This window comes from Jeotgalibaca ciconiae (assembly GCF_003955755.1).
Classification (GTDB): Bacteria; Bacillota; Bacilli; order Lactobacillales; family Aerococcaceae; genus Jeotgalibaca; species Jeotgalibaca ciconiae.
Map to the genome: position 1 here is coordinate 1,899,122 of NZ_CP034465.1, position 17,884 is coordinate 1,917,005.

The following is a 17,884-nucleotide window of genomic DNA, read 5'->3' on the forward strand; positions in this document are numbered from 1 at the left end:
AAAAGTTCTATAATTTATGGTGTTGGTGAATCAAATCGATTCATCAGCACCTTTTAATATGGAAGAAGGGAACTGCTTATCAGGGGAAACAGGAAATTTTATCCCCCTCTTTCCTTGATAAATGATAGTTATCAAGGAAAGAGGAGTATAAAAAAGAAGACTTTACCTGACAAATGCGTTCGACTAAATACTGCTTTTCTTAAGGATGTTTTTTGAGAAAATATAAAATGTAAACTAATAAAACAAGTCAATATAAAACAAAAACCCCCTTAATCATTGTTACTGCAACCTAATCATTATCTAAATATTTCCAATCCGCAAAGTCTACCTTTGACAAATGAAACCGCAACCATTAAGATATATATGAACTGGTAATGACAAGTAGTGACAAGTAGAAAACAAGTCATTCTTATACAGAAAAGAGGTGAAGGGATTGCTAAAAAAAAATAGCTCGACTCCTTTATATAATCAACTTGTAACAGTTTTGATGGATTATATAAAAACGACTTTGGATATCGATGAAAAAATGCTGTCTGAGAGAGAAATTTGCGTAAAATACGATGTAAGTCGTACAACTGTTCGAGCAGCGCTAAATGAACTGGAAGAGATGGGATTTATTTATAAACGGCACGGAAAAGGGACTTTTGTTTCAGGGCTTTGGAAAGAAATGAAGGACTTAGCTGAATCATATAGTTTTACGGAACAGATGAAAAAACTAGGAAAAAAACCAACAACCGATATTGTGAGCTTTGAGACAGTTCACGCAATTCCTTACATCGCAGATAATTTAGGGATTAATCCAGGAGATGATGTTTATAAATTAAGGCGGCTGCGCAGTGCGGATGGAATGAAAATGATGGTAGAGACAACCTTTATACCGACAAATTATTTTCAAGGACTGACACTATCACAGTTAGAAAGCATGCCCCTGTATGAACTATATCCAAAGACATATAAACAAGAAATTAAATACGCGGATGAAGAATTTTTTGCATCTGTTGCTCAAAAAAAAGAAGCTGATCAATTAGATGTTCCTGTGGGCTCGGCTTGCTTACGGATTTATCGAACAACCTATAATCAAGATAATAAAATAATTGAATATACAATAAGTGTTGCTCGTGGCGATCAGTTTACATATAAGATCCGTCATGTGAAAAAATAAGAGGAGGCTTTTATTGATGTTTCAACTAACAACTGAAGAATTAGAAAAATTAGGTGCAGAGATAACGGTCAGAGAAATCAAACAACAGCCAGAATTATGGCAAGAAGCATTGGATTATTACCAAAATGAGACAGAACGGATTCAAGATTTTATCAACAAAATAAAAGAAAATCATTCACGGACAAGAGTTATCTTTACCGGTGCGGGGAGTTCTGCTTATGTAGGCGACACAGTTTTACCTTATTTAAAAGAGGTTGCTGATGAAACGGCATTTGATTTTCAAGCAGTTCCAACCACAAATATTGTTTCAAACCCAAAGAGTTACTTCAAAAAAGAAATCCCAACGCTTTTAGTGTCATTTGCTCGCAGCGGAAATAGTCCAGAAAGTCTTGCAAGTGTTCAATTGGGTCAAAAATTAGTGGATAATTTTTATCAAATCACAATTACCTGTGCGCCTGAAGGAAAGTTGGCACAAAAAGCGGCGGGAGATTCCAGCAATTTACTGTTGTTGATGCCAGAAAAATCTAATGACCAAGGTTTTGCGATGACAGGGAGCTTTACTTGTATGACGCTAACAGCCACACTCGTTTTTGATCCATTATCAATCGAGAAAAAAGCGGCGCATGTTAAAGATATGATTGAGATGGCGAAACAAATACTAGACCGTGAAGAAGAAATCCAAGAGGTTGTCGACCAAGATTATAACCGTGTGATTTATCTTGGATCAGGTCCGCTTGCAGGAGTATCTCGCGAAGTACAATTGAAAATATTAGAGCTGACAGCCGGGAAAGTAGCAACTGCTTTTGACACATCATTAGGATTCCGTCATGGCCCGAAATCATTCATTGACGAAAAATCACTCGCATTTCTATTTGTTTCAAATGATGAGTATACGCGCCAATATGACTTGGATATGTTGGAAGAGTTAAATGCAGACAAAATTGCCAATACGGTTTATAGTATTGAAGTTTCTCAAGAGAACAACTTTTCAGGAACGAGTTTTTCGTTCGATACGAAGTACCAAGAGCTGCCAGATGCATACTTAGCCTTGCCTTACACTGTATTTGGCCAAGTTGTTTCCTTGTTAACAGCTCTTAAGGTGGAAAATAAACCCGATAATCCTAGTCCGACAGGAACAGTGAATCGTGTAGTGAAGGGCGTTATCATCCACGAAAATTTACCGGAATAAATCATAAATCTAAGAAAAGAAGTGAATAAATGAATAAATATATTTATGCAGATACATTTTATTTGCCAGAAAAAACGGAAGGGCCAGGGTATTTGGAGATTTCTCATGGTACATTTGGCAGGTTTACGACAGAAAAGCCAAGCGAAGACGCAGAAGTCATTGACTATAGTGGTAAACAAATCGCACCGGGGCTGGTAGATACCCACATTCATGGGTTCAAGGGACACGATGTCATGGACAATGATGTAGAAGGATTAAATGTGATTGCAGAAGGAATTCTTCAAGGAGGCGTAACATCTTTCTTGCCTACGACCTTGACTGCTTCTACTGAACAATTGAATGATGTGTGTCAAACCATTGGCGAAAATGCAGCAACCATTCGTGGAGCAAAAATTCAAGGAATTTTCTTAGAAGGACCATTTTTCAGTGAAGTGTACAAAGGGGCGCAAAATCCAAAATATATGGGTGATCCATCCATTGAAAAATTAGCTAAATGGCAGGAGCTTGCAAAAGGGCAAGTCAAAAAAATTGCCATTGCACCAGAGCGAGAAGGAACATTGGAATTCATTAATTACGCAAAAGAGAACGATGTTTATACTGCCATTGCTCATACGGATGCAACTTATGATCAATGTAAAGCTGCCGTTGAGCATGGAGCGAATATCTTCGTACATACATTTAATGGAATGCGGGGATTGCACCATAGAGAACCGGGTGTAGTTGGAGCGGCAATCAGTTTGAAGGAAGCTTTTTCAGAATTGATTTGTGATGGTCATCATGTACATCCTGTTTCTGCAGGAATTGTGATGGATGCTCATGGACGCGACAAGACCATGTTCGTGACCGACTGTATGCGTGGCGGCGGAATCGGTGATGGAGAATCTACACTCGGAGAGTTCGAAGTGATTATTAAAGATGGTGCTGCTCGTTTGAAATCTAGTGGTAGTTTGGCAGGCAGTGTATTGGAATTGATTGAAGCTGTTCAAAATGTTGTTCATTGGGGAATTGCGACGCCAGAAGAAGCGATAAAAATGGCAAGTATTGTGCCGGCACAAAGTGTAGGTATCGATGACGTATGTGGACAAATTAAAGAAGGATATGCTGCTGATTTCATCGTGTTAGATAATCAATTAAAGTTGGAAAAAACATATTTAAACGGAGAAATTGCTTATCAAAAATAAGGGAGGTATTTAAATGATTGGATGTATCGTAACAGGCCACGGTGAATTTGCACCGGGCCTGACACGTGCAGTCGAAATGATTGCAGGGAAACAAGAACAATTTCAAGTTGTGGCATTTCAAGAAGAAGAGCCGCTTGAAAGCTTTGAAAATAATTTACAACAAGCAATTGAGACGCTGGTAAAAGAAACAGAAGGGGTACTGATCTTTAGTGACTTGTTAGGAGGAACTCCTTTTCGCAGCGCTATGGTAGCAGCGGCACCATATGAAAATGTGGAAGTACTGACAGGAACGAACTTACCGATGTTAATCGAAATTGGTTTATTACGAACATTTGAAGATGATGTCCAAGCGTTAGCAAAAAAAGCAATCGAAACTGGAAAAGAAGGAATCCAAAATCCACAATTGAACATTTCATCGGATGAACCAACAGAGGAAGATGAAATGGAGGGGATTTAATGAGTAGTTCTTTTTGGACAGCGGTCCTGGCATCTTCAGTTGTATTAATTGTTTTGATTATCCTGATTGTAATCGTTTACTATTTTATAAGCAAAAAAGGAATGTCATCTAGAAAAACGCATTTCGAGGATTTACATAACTCATTAGCGAAAGGACAAGCCGTTATTTTCAGTAATGGTATATACGGACTCGTTCAATCTGTTGAAAAAGATACAGTTGATATCCAAGTAAAATCAGGTGCCATCATGACAGTATCTCGTTATGCGATTTCAGAAATTGTTAAAAAATAAGTGTTTATGAAGTGAAAGGGGAACTTACTATGCCGAATATATTACTTACACGTATTGATAACCGTCTCATCCACGGACAAGTCGCTACCCAATGGAATTCTTCTGTTGGATCGAATCTGATTTTAGTAGCGAACGATAAAGTTGCGGGAGATAAAATGAGACAGAATCTGATGGATATGGCCGCACCCAGCGGAGTAGCGACTCGTTACTTCACATTGGAAAAGACCATTGAAATAATTGATAAAGCAGCCGACCGTCAAAAGATTTTTATCATTTGTGAAAATCCGATTGACGTTTTAAAACTAGTCGAAGGAGGTGTACCAATCAAGAAAGTCAACATCGGAAATATGCACATGTCAGAAGGGAAGAGACAGGTTGCTACTTCCGTAGCGGTTGACGAAGCCGATGTTGAAGCTTTTCGTAAGTTGCAAGAGAAGGGCGTTGAGTTAGAAATCAGACGCGTACCTTCAATGCAAAAGGAAGATGTGTCGAAATTATTTAGTTAATATTGGTTTTCGAGAGGAGTAAAAAGTAATGGATGTAAATATAATTCAAGTTATCCTCGTCTTCGCAGTAACCTTTATTGCTGCGATTGACCAATTTAGTTTCTTGGAATCTTTATACCAACCAATTGTAATGGGACCTGTAATCGGAGCAATCTTGGGAGATGTTACGACTGGTCTAATTGTAGGGGGTACCTACCAATTAATGACGATTGGAAATATGCCGGTTGGAGGTGCTCAACCACCTAATGCTGTTATTGGTGGTATCATGGCAACCGTTCTTGCTATCACACTGGGATTAAGTCCAACAGTAGCTGTAGCAACAGCTGTACCATTCTCATTATTAGGACAATATGGCGTAACCTTGATATTTTCATTGATGTCACCTGTTATGGCTTATGCCGATAAAGCAGCGCACGAAGGGGATCCGAAAAAGATCGAACGGATGAACTATGCAGCCATGGCTGGACTCGGACTTATCTTTGGTGTCATCGTTACATTATTCTTTGTTGGGGGAGCAACGTTTGGTAGAACAGTTGTTGAAAGTATTCCTGACTGGTTAATGGGCGGCTTGAGTGCTGCTGGTGGAATGATGCGTTATGTCGGTTTCGCAATTTTATTAAAAGTAATGGTTTCTCGCGAGATGTGGGGCTTCTACTTTATGGGCTTTGCGTTAGCAAACATCGTAGCCGGAATTCCAGGGCTGTCAGGTTCTGCACTCTTATTACTTGCTTTAGTAGGCTTTGCTTTTGCTTACTGGGATTTCCAAGTTCAGACCAAATTCAAAACTGCTTCAGTTAACGTAGATGGAGGTGACTACGAAGATGGCATTTAATATTCCTGATACATATAAAAATCAAACACCTTCCGCTCAACTTGATAAGAAAACCTTGAATAAAATGGTTTGGCGTTCATTGTTCTTGCAGGCTTCCTTTAACTATGAGCGGATGCAGGCTGGAGGCTGGCTGTACGGTATTCTTCCTGGTCTAGAAAAAATTCACGACGATAAAGATGATTTAGCTACGTCGATGTCACATAACTTGGAGTTCTTTAATACCCATCCATTCTTAGTAACATTCGTAATGGGGATTGTGTTGTCACTTGAACAAAACAAATCAGAAATTCCAATGATTCGTGCTGTACGGGTTGCCGCGATGGGTCCGTTAGGTGGTATTGGAGATGCCTTATTCTGGTTTACGCTTGTACCGATTACGGCAGGTATTACTTCGAATATGGCTTTAACAGGTAACATTGCTGCACCATTTATCTTTCTGATCATTTTTAACGTCGCTCAGTTTTTGGTTCGTTACATCTTGATGCATTGGTCTTACAGAATGGGTACGGAAGCAATCGGTGTTCTGACAGCAAATGCAAAGGAATTTACCCGCGCTGCAAGTATTTTGGGAATCTTTGTAGTTGGATCGTTAACTAGCTTATACGGAGCAACTTCTGTAAACGTAAACATTCCAAATGGAACGACTTTTGATCCTGTTCCAGTAACGATGATCATAGATGAAGATGCGCTCTCGAATTACGATGAGCAGATTTATGAATACGATGAAAGCGGCACGCTAGTTATGGAAGAAGGACAACCAAAACTAGCAGAAGGAACAGAAATTCGCGAATTATCCAGCGGTCAAATTGAACTTACTTATAATGAATATGATGAAGTTCCCGTATTGATCAATATTCAAGAAATTCTGGATGGTATTTTACCGCAATTGATACCTTTAACATTGACATTGTTACTATACTTTATGTTTATTAAACGTAATTGGACACCTTTAAAGGCAATTGGTTTCTTGCTAATCTTAGGATTGATTGGATCCGGTTTTGGAATTTGGCCATCAATTTGGTAATTTTTTAACAACAACAGTAACAGAAGCGAACTTGTGAAACGAAAAAATGAAAAGAGGAGCATACCCTTCCGAACATTTTACGCAAAGCAGTTTCGCTTCTGCTTTTTAAAAGGGAGTATTCAGTCTTTGGGGATGCGGATACGCCGCAATACAATAAAAGGATTACAAATGAGGTGGTGAAAACAAATGTTGTTAACTGTAACCATGAATCCTTCCGTCGATATTTCTTATCAACTGGATTCATTTTTACTGGATGATGTCAACCGTGTTGAACAAGCTAGCAAGACAGCCGGTGGGAAAGGACTAAATGTAACTCGCGTTGCTCATATGCTTGGAATGGATGTTACTGCAACTGGAGTTCTGGGTGGAACGATCGGTACCTTTATTACCAACCAGCTTACAGCGGATGATATCAAACATGATTTTTACAAGATAGATCAGGAGTCCCGAAACTGTATTGCTATTCTCCATGAGGGCAGACAAACAGAGATACTAGAGTCTGGACCAAATTTAACAGAAGAGGAGAGTAGGGGATTTCTTAAACATTTTGAAGAGCTGCTGAGAAATTCTAAAGTATCTGTATTAAGTATTTCTGGAAGTTTGCCAAAAGGATTGACAGCCGATGTCTATAGAAAAATTATTTCCATAGCAAATCAACAAGGAATCCTGGTAATTTTGGATACATCGGGAAGTACCCTGCAAAGCATACTGGATGATCCAACCATAAAACTGGCGGCAATCAAGCCGAATCGAGATGAATTAAGTGCAATCGAGGGGCAGGCTTTGTCCGACAACCCGGAAGACTGGAAAGAAATCCTCCAGTCCCCTCGCTACCAGAACTGCGAATGGGTTATCGTTTCAATGGGAAGCAAGGGAGCTTTTGCCAAGTATAAACAGGATTTTTATTTAGTAGAAATACCTGCCATAAAAGTAGTGAACCCGGTCGGATCGGGGGATGCCACAGTCGCTGGCATTGCGAAAGCGCTCGATGAGCGGCTGTTGCCGGCTGAATTACTCAAATCGGCTATGACAGCTGGGATGTTAAACACCATGGAAGAGAGTACAGGTTCTGTAAACCCCAATCTTTTTGATGGTTATTATGACCAAGTCCAAGTAACAAAACAATAAGGAGCATAACTATGTTAAAAATTTCAAAGAAAAAATATGAATATCTAGAAAAACTATCGGATTCGAACAAGCGTATCAATGCGTTGGCAATCGACCAACGCGGCTCACTGAAAAAAATGATTGCGGACAATAGTTCGCAAGAGGTGGGGGACGAGGGAATTCTTAATTTTAAAATCGAGATTTCCCAAGGGTTGACCCCTTATGCTTCGTCGATCCTGCTGGATCCGGAATATGGCCTTCCAGCCGCGGAAGCACGCGCTACAGATGCTGGGCTGATCGTCGCCTATGAAAAGACGGGCTACGATGCAACGGAAGTGGGACGCCTGCCGGACTTGTTACCAAATTGGTCTGCCAAACGCATCAAGGAACTGGGCGCTGATGCTGTGAAAATCCTACTCTACTACGATGTGGATGAGAGTGACGACATCAATGACCAGAAACATGCCTTCGTGGAACGCGTCGGATCCGAATGCATGGCAGAAGACATTCCTTTCTTCCTGGAGATCGTGACTTATGATGCCACTGACGATGACGTAAAATCTGCAAAATACGCTCAAGTAAAACCGCATAAAGTGAATGAATCAATGCGTATCTTCTCCGAAGAACGCTACGGCGTGGATGTACTGAAGATGGAAGTGCCGGTCAACATGAATTATGTGGAAGGATTTACGGAGGGAGAGACCGTATATTCTCGTGAGGAAGCCTTGCGACACTTCCAAGACCAATCGGAAGCAACGCATCTGCCGTTCATTTTCCTGAGCGCTGGCGTATCCGCTCAGTTGTTCCAAGATACTGTCCGCTTTGCGAGGGAAGCCGGTTCCACCTTTAATGGTGTGTTATGCGGCCGTGCAACCTGGAAGGATTCCGTGGCGATCTATGCACGCGATGGAAAAGAAGCTGTGCAAGAATGGTTAGAAACGGAAGGACGCAACAACATTGAAGAACTAAACCAAGCGGTGGCCGAATCTGCCCATCCTTGGACAGATAAAGTCACAATCAAATAACAAAAAGTCCCAGATTTTCTTAATAATGGAAAGTTAAGAAAATCTGGGACTTTTTAATCATAAATTGTCAATTTAAACAAAAGTTTACAAATTGAATAGTGTCTCAAGCGAAGTTCATTTATGTTTAAAAATTGTCAATTTGGCAAAATAAAAAACAAATGATTTTAAACGTATTATATTAAAATGTTTATTTTTAAACTAAAAATGCAATAAATAATGTTATATAAAAGAATGAATCTGATTTTTAAAGTTTTTACTAGTGTTAAATTGCCTAATTTGGGAATTAGAAGAACAATCTTTTTTTATTGAGTTATATTTTAAATAATGAGAGATTGATTAAAAAAACAAGAATTTTATTTCAAATTAATGATAATATACCGTAAATATCTCTAAATTTAAACAATATAACTTCTTGTTAAAAGTTTTTTTCACAAAAAGAGTAGTCGCATAAATGTAAGAGAGGTAGTATAATGTAGTCGTAAGCAAATCCTGGCTTGCCCCTACTTTTTAAACAAGTGTTTAAAAAGTAGGAATAATACAGTAGAGGATGTTTAAATTGTTCAGTTGCAGAAAGCACTTGTTAGGTTCGGACAGACTGAGAATTATTTCTTTCATATGGATCCTCATTAACAAATTAAATAAAAAGTTCATCTTTATGATCCCCTGACAAAATCAACGTACTACCTACCATATGATAGAGTAAGGATCTGAAAAGTTAGTCAAATAAAAAGAGCAGCTACTCTGAAATAGGGTAGCTGCTTTCGTATTTATTTTATATTAATGCGGTTGAGACAGGTTCACAAGTGATTTTGCTTCTGCAATGGTTTTTGGCAGAATGCTCATTGGATCTTGCATCACTTCGCCATGACCTGTTCCGACATAGGTCGGGTTTAATGTTAAGAAATCCTCGACTACATGAATGCTCTGTTCTAAATCCCAATTTAAGCGGGCTGGTTTTGGAAATGCATCACGATGCACACCACAAATTGCAGCTCCTCCTAATGTTTGCAAGACGTCACCAACTAATAAATAACGAAGTGTTGGATGGAAGAAACAAATATGACCAGGTGTATGTCCTGGAGTAAATAGAACTTCCAGCTCTCCAACCTTATCTCCACTTTTGAGTAACAAATCTGGCGTGAAAGGAAGTGAATCAGGAATCCCTTCTTTCAATGGTACTTGTTTATCAGAAGGCAGCAACTCTTTTTTCAAAATAAGTTGATACTCCCGTTCTGGGAAATAAACAGGTGCATTTGGAAAAGCTTTTTGAAATTGTGGAAAACCATCCAAATGATCATCATGACTATGCGTAATTGCAATTGCCTTTAGAGGAAGCCCAGAAGTTTGAATAAATTCAATTACTTCTTCAATTTGATCTGATGCAACCGTTGTATCTATCAGTATAAAACCATCGTTTTCTTTTACTAAAAATAAGTTATTTTCTTTTTCAATCGTAATTTGTATGACGTTTTCAAAGGATTCCATTTGAAGCATTCATTCACGACCTCTCTATTATTAGTTATTAAGAAACAATAATACAACTATGGTAAATAAAGTGTCAAACAAAAACCCTTGGAAAGATTTTACACATAAGAAAAGCGGACAAGTCTGCCTTGGCCTATGAAAAAATAGGAAATTTGACCCTGAATTGTCAGGAGACTTCACGCTTCAGCGGGTTAGTCGAATGATATGCGTTAGCGAGCAGCGAAGCGCGAAATGGGGCAAATTTATCTTTTTTTCACTAGGTCAGGACTTGGGAGCTAGACATTGATGGCTGAACTTATAATCCCCTAGTCTATGAAAAAACATCCTCAATTGAGGATGTTAGAGTTTTTCCTTAATAGACTTGTAGCCTTTTTATAGCAAGCTTTATACAGTCCCGAGAAGAATTGAACTTCCGACACCTCGTTTAGGAAACGAGTGCTCTATCCACTGAGCTACGGGACCAAAACATTATTTATTATTTCATAAAATGGGTTCAATGTCTAGTTTCGTTTAATAAAATAAATTTAAAAGGAACCTTTACAAAGTATGAAGGTTCCTTTCTGGTGATTATTCAATTAACGATTCCAATTCTTCGATGCGTCCTTCAAGAGCAGAATTTTGTTTTTCTAATTGATCAAGCTGTTGACGCATACTTTGGACTTGGTCCTTTAATTGGTCAAAACTATACGGATCAATCGTTTCGTTAGGGGAATCGTTTAGCTGTTGAAAAATAAAAGTCAACCCAAAAATTAAGATAATGCCAATAAAAATATACATCCAGCTTCGGCGAGGAGATTCTTTTTCTGGATCCGGGTTCATATTTTCTAACGCTTTTCTAGCCGTATTTTTTTCCAATTGATTTCACCCATCTTTCTCCCTTTTATTCATTTTTATTATACCGCAAGGCTCTCTGAAAGAAAAATAAAGATAAAACAGATTTTTGCGTATGTTATTAGCAAGAGAGGACAAGGGGGATTTACATGATTTATAAAAAACGCACTAGACCAACAAATTTAATAATGATGGAGTCGTTATTCTGCAGGATGAAGCTAAAACCCGAAGACAAATACTATTATTTTTCATTGAGAAAGGGTTATGAGAAAGAGTGCCTATACGATAAGTTAATCAATGGGAAGGTAGATGACTGTATGGTTTTTAATGATTTAACGTTTAAATCAGGACAACGTTATTTTCAAATTGATTCATTGATTATCCAAGAGAATATTGCTTTTATTTACGAAATTAAAGGATTTTCTGGTTCCTATTTTTATGGTGAGGAGTTTTTTTCTTCCAAAAAAGAATATCAACCAGATAATCCTTTAAATCAGTTAGTTAAAACCAAGAATCGGCTCAGAGAGATTTTTAAAGCACGTGGGATAAATCTACAAATCGAGGGATATATTATCTTTATCAATTCTGAATTCACGCTTTACAACCTTCCTGAGATTCCATCTTTTATTTTACCGAGCCAAATTCACGAACACATCGATAACATACAAAAATCTACTTGCTGTAAAGTAAAGAATCAAGAACGTATCATCCAAGTTTTACATGAAGAGCATGTTCTGGAATACCCTTATAAAGAGCTGCCTCCATATACCTTTGAAGATTTGAAGAAGGGATTGTATTGCAAAAAATGTTTTTCGTTTGATTTGGAGTACGGAAGAAGAAAATACACATGCAGAAAATGCAGCTACCAACAAATAATGATACAGCGTATTTTGGAAGCGGTAGAAGAGTATAGAATTTTATTTTCTGAGGAAAAAATAACTACTAGCCAGATTTATAGATGGTGTGGAGAAGAGATAAAATTAGATAGAATAAAGTATTGCTTAAAGAAAAACTTCCAAGCTATAGGGAAAAATAAAGCAACTTATTATGTTTAAGGACAGAAAACTTTTATCAAGGAAAGTAGGCTCTTTTATGATTGTCTTTCCTTGATATATCTTGTTTATCAAGGAAAGCTCGCTCTTAAAGCCGAACCTTTATCTGATAAACTATTTTTATCAAGGAAAGAATCGATTTTGAGCACTGCTTTTACCTGATAAAAGCATTGAATTATAAAACCAATAAGAAAAGCGGACAAGTCCGCCTTGGCCTATGAAAAAATAGGAAATTTGACCCTGAATTGTCAGGAGACTTCACGTTTCAGCGGGTTAGTCGAATGATATGCGTTAGCGAGCAGCGAAGCGCGCAATGGGGCAAATTTATCTTTTTTTCACTAGGTCAGGACTTGGGAGCTAGACATTGATGGCTGAACTTATAATCCCCTAGTCTATCAAAAAACCGCACCCAACTCTAAAAAGCAGAGGGTGCGGTTTGAATTTTAAATTAGAAAGCCCAGTCTCCATTGCGGAAGATTGGCATCTTGCTGCCGTCTTTACGGATTCCGTCGATATTCATTGTTTCAGAACCAATCATGAAGTCAACGTGAACGTTGGAGCGGTTTAAACCAGCTTCAGCTAATTCTTCTTGAGACATTTCAGTACCGCCTTGAACACTGAATGCGTAGGCAGAACCAAGAGCCAAGTGATTGGATGCATTTTCATCAAACAAAGTATTGAAGAATACCAGGCCAGATTGAGAAATAGGAGATTTGTGTGGAACTAATGCAACTTCACCTAAGCTGCGTGCTCCATCATTATCTTCTACCAAGTTTTTCAGAACATCTTCGCCTTTTTCAGCACTTACTTCTACAACAGAACCGTCTTTGAAAGTAAAGGTCATGCCATCAATGATGTTTCCGCTATAGCTCAATGGTTTTGTAGATTTTACAACGCCATCAATGCGGCGGCCATCCGGAGCAGAGAAAACTTCTTCGGTAGGCATGTTTGCGACAAATTCTTCACCTTGTGCATTAATAGCACCAGCAGAATCCCAAATATGATTTTTAGGCATACCAACCGTTAAATCTGTGCCTTCAGGAGTAGTGTAGTGTAATGCGTCAAATTGTTCTTCATTCAAAACGTCAGCTTTTGAACGCAAACGAGTTTCATGATCGTCCCATGCTTTGATAGGATTTTCTTCGTATACGCGACAAGTTTTGAAAATTTCATCCCATAAAGCATCTACTTGTTCTTCTTCCGTTTCCAATTCAGGGAAAACTTTTGCAGCCCAAGCAGCACCTGATGCAGAAGCAACAGTCCAGGAAACTTTATTTGCTTGTGTAGCAATTCGTTGAGCCATCAAAGCCTTACTTGTTGCAGTCATAACTGCACCCAATTTTTTACTATCTACGCCATTTAACGCATCTGGATCAGAGGAACGAACAGATAAACGGCTTGCTTTGCGTTCTAACATGTCGTTAGACTCATCAATTTTATATTGAGGAATATCTGTTAAACGTTCTTCTGGTGTGTGTAGATATTTTTCACGGGTAATGACATCATCAGCCCATTTAACGACTACTTCTTCAGCTCCTAAAGCATAAGCTTCTTTTACTAGAAGGCGAGCGAATGAAGCTTGCTCCACATCGATGTTGATCACAACTGTATGGCCCTCTTGTACGTTAATTCCTTTTGAAACGAGTAATTTTGCATATTTCTGCAAGTTTTCTTCAAAGTTTGGTAATACCATATTCGTAATATGCTCCTTTTTTAAAAAGTTTTCTTATTTTCTATCATACCATATTAACAAAATACTAAAAGAAAAAAACTTCTATTATTTCTGTAGTGGTGTCCGAAAAAAATGGAGGGTGATCAGCGTATTCTACCTACACTAAGAAATATAGAACTATAAAAAAGGGTAAGCACCACAATGTGAATGCCTAACCGCTTTTTTATTGAATTATTTTATTGTAAACTAGATCATCTTTCTGAAGATCAATAATTTTAAGACGGTTATCATGTTTGATATAGATGGTTTTGTAGATTTGATTTTGACCGTCACTAAATAGAAAAATCCGTTTTCCTTGATTGTCAGTGACAATGGATCCTTGATACTGCTCAGGATTGAATACATCCTGATATACCAGCTCTTCGTATGAATCATATTCGGAAACAGATTCAGCATTTGCCAACTCTTCCTCTGTGACACCCTCCAAATCTTCTGAAGCAGTCTCTGATTCTTGAGAAGAATGCTCTGAAGTTTCAACCGATTCTGGAGCACTTGATACTTCAGATTCTATCGTTTCCATAGATTCCACAGCTTCTGAGCTGTCAGAGTTATTTTCGGCTGCACAAGCCGCCAATGTAAAGCTTGCTATAAACAATAATGATAATTTTTTCATACATACCTCCTGATAAAATGACAGTACACAACAATTTATATAAAACGCAACAAAATAATTAGAAGCATTTAAAATAAGTCATGCATGCTTTTTTCCAACTAGTACATTGTATCAGGAAAGAATAAAAAAATCCAAAATCAAGCTTCTTTTGTTTCGGACCAAGCAAGGAATTGGCGCTCCAACTCTTTCTTGCGGGCCGTTAATAAGTCCACAATATGCAGCACGTTTTCCTGGAGGGAAATCAATTGCTCTAAATTTTTCTCGATAATATTTTTTGTGGACCACTCTGAAAATAGAGTGGTAAAAAAGTCGCTGATTACTGGACGAGCTTCGGTGATTTGACGATATTGGCTTTCATAAATATAATTCAAATCCTGAAGTTCTCGCTCCAACGCATAAACTTTTCGTTCTAAATCAATAATCATTGCTTCTGCTACATCTAATTGATGACGGTCTACAAAATTCAGCAAAACATCAATTTCGGTAATCAATTCCCAGCTGTTAATTGTTTCGGAAGAATCTAATGTAGTTAAAATATCACTGATTGTTTCCAATAATTGATAGGAAGCTTCTTCTGCTTCAACTGTTTGTGTATATTCATGTTGTACTAAAATTAAATCTTGCTCTCGCTCAGAAACCACATTTACCAAATCAGGATTTCGGCGCAAGAGATTTTCTTTTACATCTCGAAGGCGATTTTTTTTCTCAGCCATCTCTTCTTCTAATTCAATTAAGTGGCGGTGAGCATTGATTTTCAAAACATAAGCTTTATCAAATTCGAGTTTGGCGCTTAGTTTTTCCTCTGACTCACGGTGGTAGCGCTGTTCGTATGCGCCGATAATTTTTAAAACAGAATTCGAAAAGGATTCTTTCTCTAATTTTTCTAAATTAGCTGACTTCTTTTCTAATTGTTCGATTGACTTATTAAGTTGCTCTTGCTGATCATTATAGGCTTCCTCAGCGAGATAATATCTGCGCGAAAGAGAACCAAGTTGCAATAGAAGCGTCTCGTATTCCATACCTAAGTCCACAGGCATACCTCCTTGCTCCATCAAGACCATCTGACTCACCACCTTGTATTAGTTACCTAACATAGATTCGTATGTTTCAACCATTCCTTTAACAAATGCTTTTAGATTTTCTACATCTTCTTCTTCAGCATTCAAATCAATTTTTACTCCTGCTGCACCTTTTGTAGCACCAGTTTTTGCAAACTGCTCTTCAAAATCATCGACAGCTGTACAAAATTCTTCATAAAAAGTATCGCCCGAACCTACAACACCAAAGACTTTTCCCGTTAAATCAAATTCCTCTAATTCTTCGTAAAAGTCCATGATTTCATCCGGTAAGTCGCCATCGACTCCATAAGTATAACTTGCTACGATACAATAATCATAGTCTTCATAATCTGCAGGGTCTGCTTGGACGCACTCAACGACGTCAACATCCACACCAGCTTCCTCAAATAATTCCGCTGTAATATCAGCAATCTCTTCCGTATTTCCTGTCAAACTTGCATAGACAATTAAAGCCTGTGTCATTTTGCCCCTTCTTTCTACTATACCTTTTCCCAAAGTATACCAAATTTTCTGAATCTATACACGAAGAAACAAATTGAAATGTTGGTAAAATGCTATAATGTTAAAAATGAAAAAGAAAGAAGGGATGTATGATGAAAGAAGTTGTTTGGGGAATGATTGGCTGCGGAGATGTGACGGAAAAAAAGACAGCACCTTCACTTTATAAAGCAGAGGGTTCTCGTTTGAAAGCAGTCTACAGCCGTACAAAAGAAAAAGCTGAAGACTGGGTTCAACGTCACGGCCATGGTCAAGTTTACGAGACCGTAGAGGAATTGCTGGCAGATCAAGAAATAAATGCGGTTTATATTGCAACGCCGCCAGCAAGTCACTATGATTATGCCATTCAAATTTTAGAAGCTGGAAAAGTTCCATTAATCGAAAAACCGATGGCAAGTACTTATGAACAATGTCAAGCTATTATTAAACGAGGCAAGGAGAAAAATTTACCGGTATATGTCAATTTCTATCGTCGTGGATTAGATAAAATTAATAAGATAAAAGAACTGCTGGAAAAAGACACAATCGGTATTCCATTAACCATAGAAAGCAGACATTTTGCTAAAGCGGCACCTGAGGATTACGACAGGACTAACTTGCCTTGGCGCCTCCGTCCAGAAGCAGGCGGTGGAAAAGCGCTTGATACGCAAGTTCATGTACTTGATTATTTAAGCTATTTGTTTGGTGAAATTTCTTCCGTAAAAGGCTTCGCAGAAAACAGAAGGGGCCTCTATGAAGTAGAGGATACCACAGTTGCAACCTTCCGTTTTAAAAACGGCGTATTGGGTACCGCAACTTGGTGTTATGTTGCTGATTATTATCTTGATGAAGTAACGGTTACGGGCACAAAAGGAAAAATGTCTTTTTCAGGAACGGGTGTTACGGATTTAATTGTCAATGGACAAGCCGTTGAATTTGAAAATCCAGAACATGTTGGTTTAGCTTATATCCAACAAATCATAAACGAGTTACTTGGTAAAGGCAAAAGCCCAGCAAACACTATACAAGCAGCTCGAACGATTCAAATTTTTGATGAATTACTGAAGGATAACTACCGAAAATAAAGAGGTATTATTTGTAATCGTTTTTCAATTCCGATACCATTATAAGTGAAGATAACAGGAGTTATCTCAAAAAAGTAAAGGTGGTAAAAATGATGAAAATATGGAAAACAGTAACTTTTACAGCATTTTCAGCACTAACTTTAGCAGCTTGTAATAACAGTCCGGCTGAAGTAGATGGACCACCCGTTGATCCTGGCACAGGAAATGAAACTTCAAGTGCGGTTGAAAGTGCGCCTCCAATTGATCAGAACGAAAGCGTAGGAGAATCAAGTGCAGACGATTCTACTGTAAATGTAATTACCCTAGATGAAGCGTTGGATGTCTATTGGCAAGAGTACCCAGAAGCTCAAATTGAAGGAGTAGACTTTGATAAAGATTGGGGCGAATGGACCTACGAAATTACCGGTGTCTTTGATAACCGCGAGTATGAAGTAGAAATCAATGCAGTAAATTCAGAGATAATGAATGTTGATGAAGATGATGTGGATAATGATAATCGTTATTTGAATTTCGATTCAATCATGGATCCACAAGAAGCGATTGATATTGCACGCCAAGAAGTAGCGGAAGACGCTACCTTAGAAGGCTGGAACTTAGATGTAGACGATGATCAAAATCGTCCGGAATACGAAATAGAATTTGAAGGAACCGATGATCGTGACGTAACCCTTCATGCTGAAACAGGTGACATTATCGAAATTGACAACTAAAGAACTAAATTTATTACAGGATATCCGATGAAAAGGATATCTTTTTT

The 17,884-nt window shown here is 38.2% G+C and carries 19 protein-coding genes and 1 tRNA gene; 13 read left to right on the forward strand and 7 right to left on the reverse strand.

The window, feature by feature from the left end:
- Positions 1–424 precede the first annotated feature (424 nt).
- The 10 genes from EJN90_RS08945 (at position 425) to lacD (ending at position 8,773) form a co-directional block, all read left to right on the forward strand.
- Positions 425–1,162 (forward strand): GntR family transcriptional regulator, encoded by a 738-nt coding sequence (locus tag EJN90_RS08945; RefSeq protein ID WP_322348857.1) that lies wholly within the window; start codon positions 425–427, stop codon positions 1,160–1,162.
- A 16-nt stretch (positions 1,163–1,178) separates the two neighbouring features.
- Positions 1,179–2,351, forward strand: a complete 1,173-nt coding sequence (locus tag EJN90_RS08950; protein WP_126110470.1) for an SIS domain-containing protein — start codon at positions 1,179–1,181, stop codon at positions 2,349–2,351.
- Between the two features lie 29 nt (positions 2,352–2,380).
- A complete protein-coding gene (gene nagA / locus EJN90_RS08955) occupies positions 2,381–3,532 on the forward strand; it encodes an N-acetylglucosamine-6-phosphate deacetylase (protein ID WP_126110472.1) in 1,152 nt (383 codons plus the stop codon).
- A gap of 13 nt (positions 3,533–3,545) precedes the next feature.
- Positions 3,546–3,989, forward strand: a complete 444-nt coding sequence (agaF, locus tag EJN90_RS08960) for a PTS galactosamine/N-acetylgalactosamine transporter subunit IIA (protein WP_126110474.1) — start codon at positions 3,546–3,548, stop codon at positions 3,987–3,989.
- Positions 3,989–4,279, forward strand: coding sequence for a preprotein translocase subunit YajC (yajC, locus tag EJN90_RS08965; RefSeq protein WP_126110476.1), 291 nt, complete (start codon positions 3,989–3,991; stop codon positions 4,277–4,279). The genes agaF and yajC overlap by 1 nt, the downstream gene beginning before the upstream one ends.
- Positions 4,280–4,308: 29 nt before the next feature.
- The gene (gene agaV, locus EJN90_RS08970; protein WP_126110477.1) at positions 4,309–4,785 is read left to right on the forward strand and encodes a PTS N-acetylgalactosamine transporter subunit IIB; all 477 of its coding nucleotides are present in this window, start codon (positions 4,309–4,311) and stop codon (positions 4,783–4,785) included.
- Positions 4,786–4,813: 28 nt separating this feature from the next.
- The gene (locus tag EJN90_RS08975; RefSeq protein WP_126110478.1) at positions 4,814–5,617 is read left to right on the forward strand and encodes a PTS mannose/fructose/sorbose/N-acetylgalactosamine transporter subunit IIC; all 804 of its coding nucleotides are present in this window, start codon (positions 4,814–4,816) and stop codon (positions 5,615–5,617) included.
- Positions 5,607–6,641, forward strand: a complete 1,035-nt coding sequence (locus EJN90_RS08980) for a PTS system mannose/fructose/sorbose family transporter subunit IID (protein ID WP_126110479.1) — start codon at positions 5,607–5,609, stop codon at positions 6,639–6,641. Before EJN90_RS08975 ends, EJN90_RS08980 begins: the two co-directional genes overlap by 11 nt.
- 186 nt (positions 6,642–6,827) lie before the next feature.
- Positions 6,828–7,769 (forward strand): hexose kinase, encoded by a 942-nt coding sequence (locus EJN90_RS08985; protein WP_126110480.1) that lies wholly within the window; start codon positions 6,828–6,830, stop codon positions 7,767–7,769.
- 5 nt (positions 7,770–7,774) lie between these two features.
- Positions 7,775–8,773 carry a tagatose-bisphosphate aldolase gene (gene lacD / locus EJN90_RS08990; RefSeq protein ID WP_227872618.1) on the forward strand — a complete coding sequence of 333 codons (999 nt, stop codon included), beginning with the start codon at positions 7,775–7,777 and terminating at the stop codon, positions 8,771–8,773.
- A gap of 777 nt (positions 8,774–9,550) precedes the next feature.
- On the opposite strand, the gene EJN90_RS08995 is transcribed toward lacD, so the two are convergent.
- From EJN90_RS08995 to EJN90_RS09005, 3 genes are all read right to left on the reverse strand, one after another.
- Positions 9,551–10,267, reverse strand: a complete 717-nt coding sequence (locus EJN90_RS08995) for an MBL fold metallo-hydrolase (protein WP_126110482.1) — start codon at positions 10,265–10,267, stop codon at positions 9,551–9,553.
- Between the two features lie 380 nt (positions 10,268–10,647).
- Positions 10,648–10,720 (reverse strand) — tRNA-Arg (locus EJN90_RS09000).
- Between the two features lie 105 nt (positions 10,721–10,825).
- A complete protein-coding gene (locus EJN90_RS09005) occupies positions 10,826–11,113 on the reverse strand; it encodes a hypothetical protein (RefSeq protein ID WP_126110483.1) in 288 nt (95 codons plus the stop codon).
- 125 nt (positions 11,114–11,238) lie between these two features.
- On the opposite strand from EJN90_RS09005, the gene EJN90_RS09010 reads away from it, so the two are divergent.
- Positions 11,239–12,144, forward strand: a complete 906-nt coding sequence (locus EJN90_RS09010) for a nuclease-related domain-containing protein (RefSeq protein ID WP_126110484.1) — start codon at positions 11,239–11,241, stop codon at positions 12,142–12,144.
- 445 nt (positions 12,145–12,589) lie between these two features.
- On the opposite strand, the gene EJN90_RS09015 is transcribed toward EJN90_RS09010, so the two are convergent.
- The 4 genes from EJN90_RS09015 to EJN90_RS09030 all read right to left on the reverse strand — a co-directional run bounded on the left by EJN90_RS09015 (position 12,590) and on the right by EJN90_RS09030 (position 16,027).
- Positions 12,590–13,834, reverse strand: coding sequence for an aminopeptidase (locus tag EJN90_RS09015; RefSeq protein WP_126110485.1), 1,245 nt, complete (start codon positions 13,832–13,834; stop codon positions 12,590–12,592).
- A 202-nt stretch (positions 13,835–14,036) separates the two neighbouring features.
- Positions 14,037–14,486: a putative periplasmic lipoprotein gene (locus tag EJN90_RS09020; protein WP_126110486.1), complete on the reverse strand. Its 450-nt coding sequence runs from the start codon at positions 14,484–14,486 to the stop codon at positions 14,037–14,039.
- Positions 14,487–14,623: 137 nt separating this feature from the next.
- Positions 14,624–15,517, reverse strand: coding sequence for a hypothetical protein (locus EJN90_RS09025; RefSeq protein ID WP_126110487.1), 894 nt, complete (start codon positions 15,515–15,517; stop codon positions 14,624–14,626).
- Between the two features lie 48 nt (positions 15,518–15,565).
- Positions 15,566–16,027 (reverse strand): flavodoxin, encoded by a 462-nt coding sequence (locus EJN90_RS09030; RefSeq protein WP_126110488.1) that lies wholly within the window; start codon positions 16,025–16,027, stop codon positions 15,566–15,568.
- A gap of 128 nt (positions 16,028–16,155) precedes the next feature.
- Between EJN90_RS09030 and EJN90_RS09035 the strand changes: the two genes are divergently transcribed.
- Together EJN90_RS09035 and EJN90_RS09040 are read left to right on the forward strand one after the other, a co-directional pair.
- A complete protein-coding gene (locus EJN90_RS09035; protein WP_126110490.1) occupies positions 16,156–17,127 on the forward strand; it encodes a Gfo/Idh/MocA family protein in 972 nt (323 codons plus the stop codon).
- Between the two features lie 89 nt (positions 17,128–17,216).
- Complete coding sequence (locus EJN90_RS09040) at positions 17,217–17,837, forward strand: PepSY domain-containing protein (RefSeq protein WP_126110492.1); 621 nt, start codon at positions 17,217–17,219, stop codon at positions 17,835–17,837.
- Positions 17,838–17,884 lie beyond the last annotated feature (47 nt).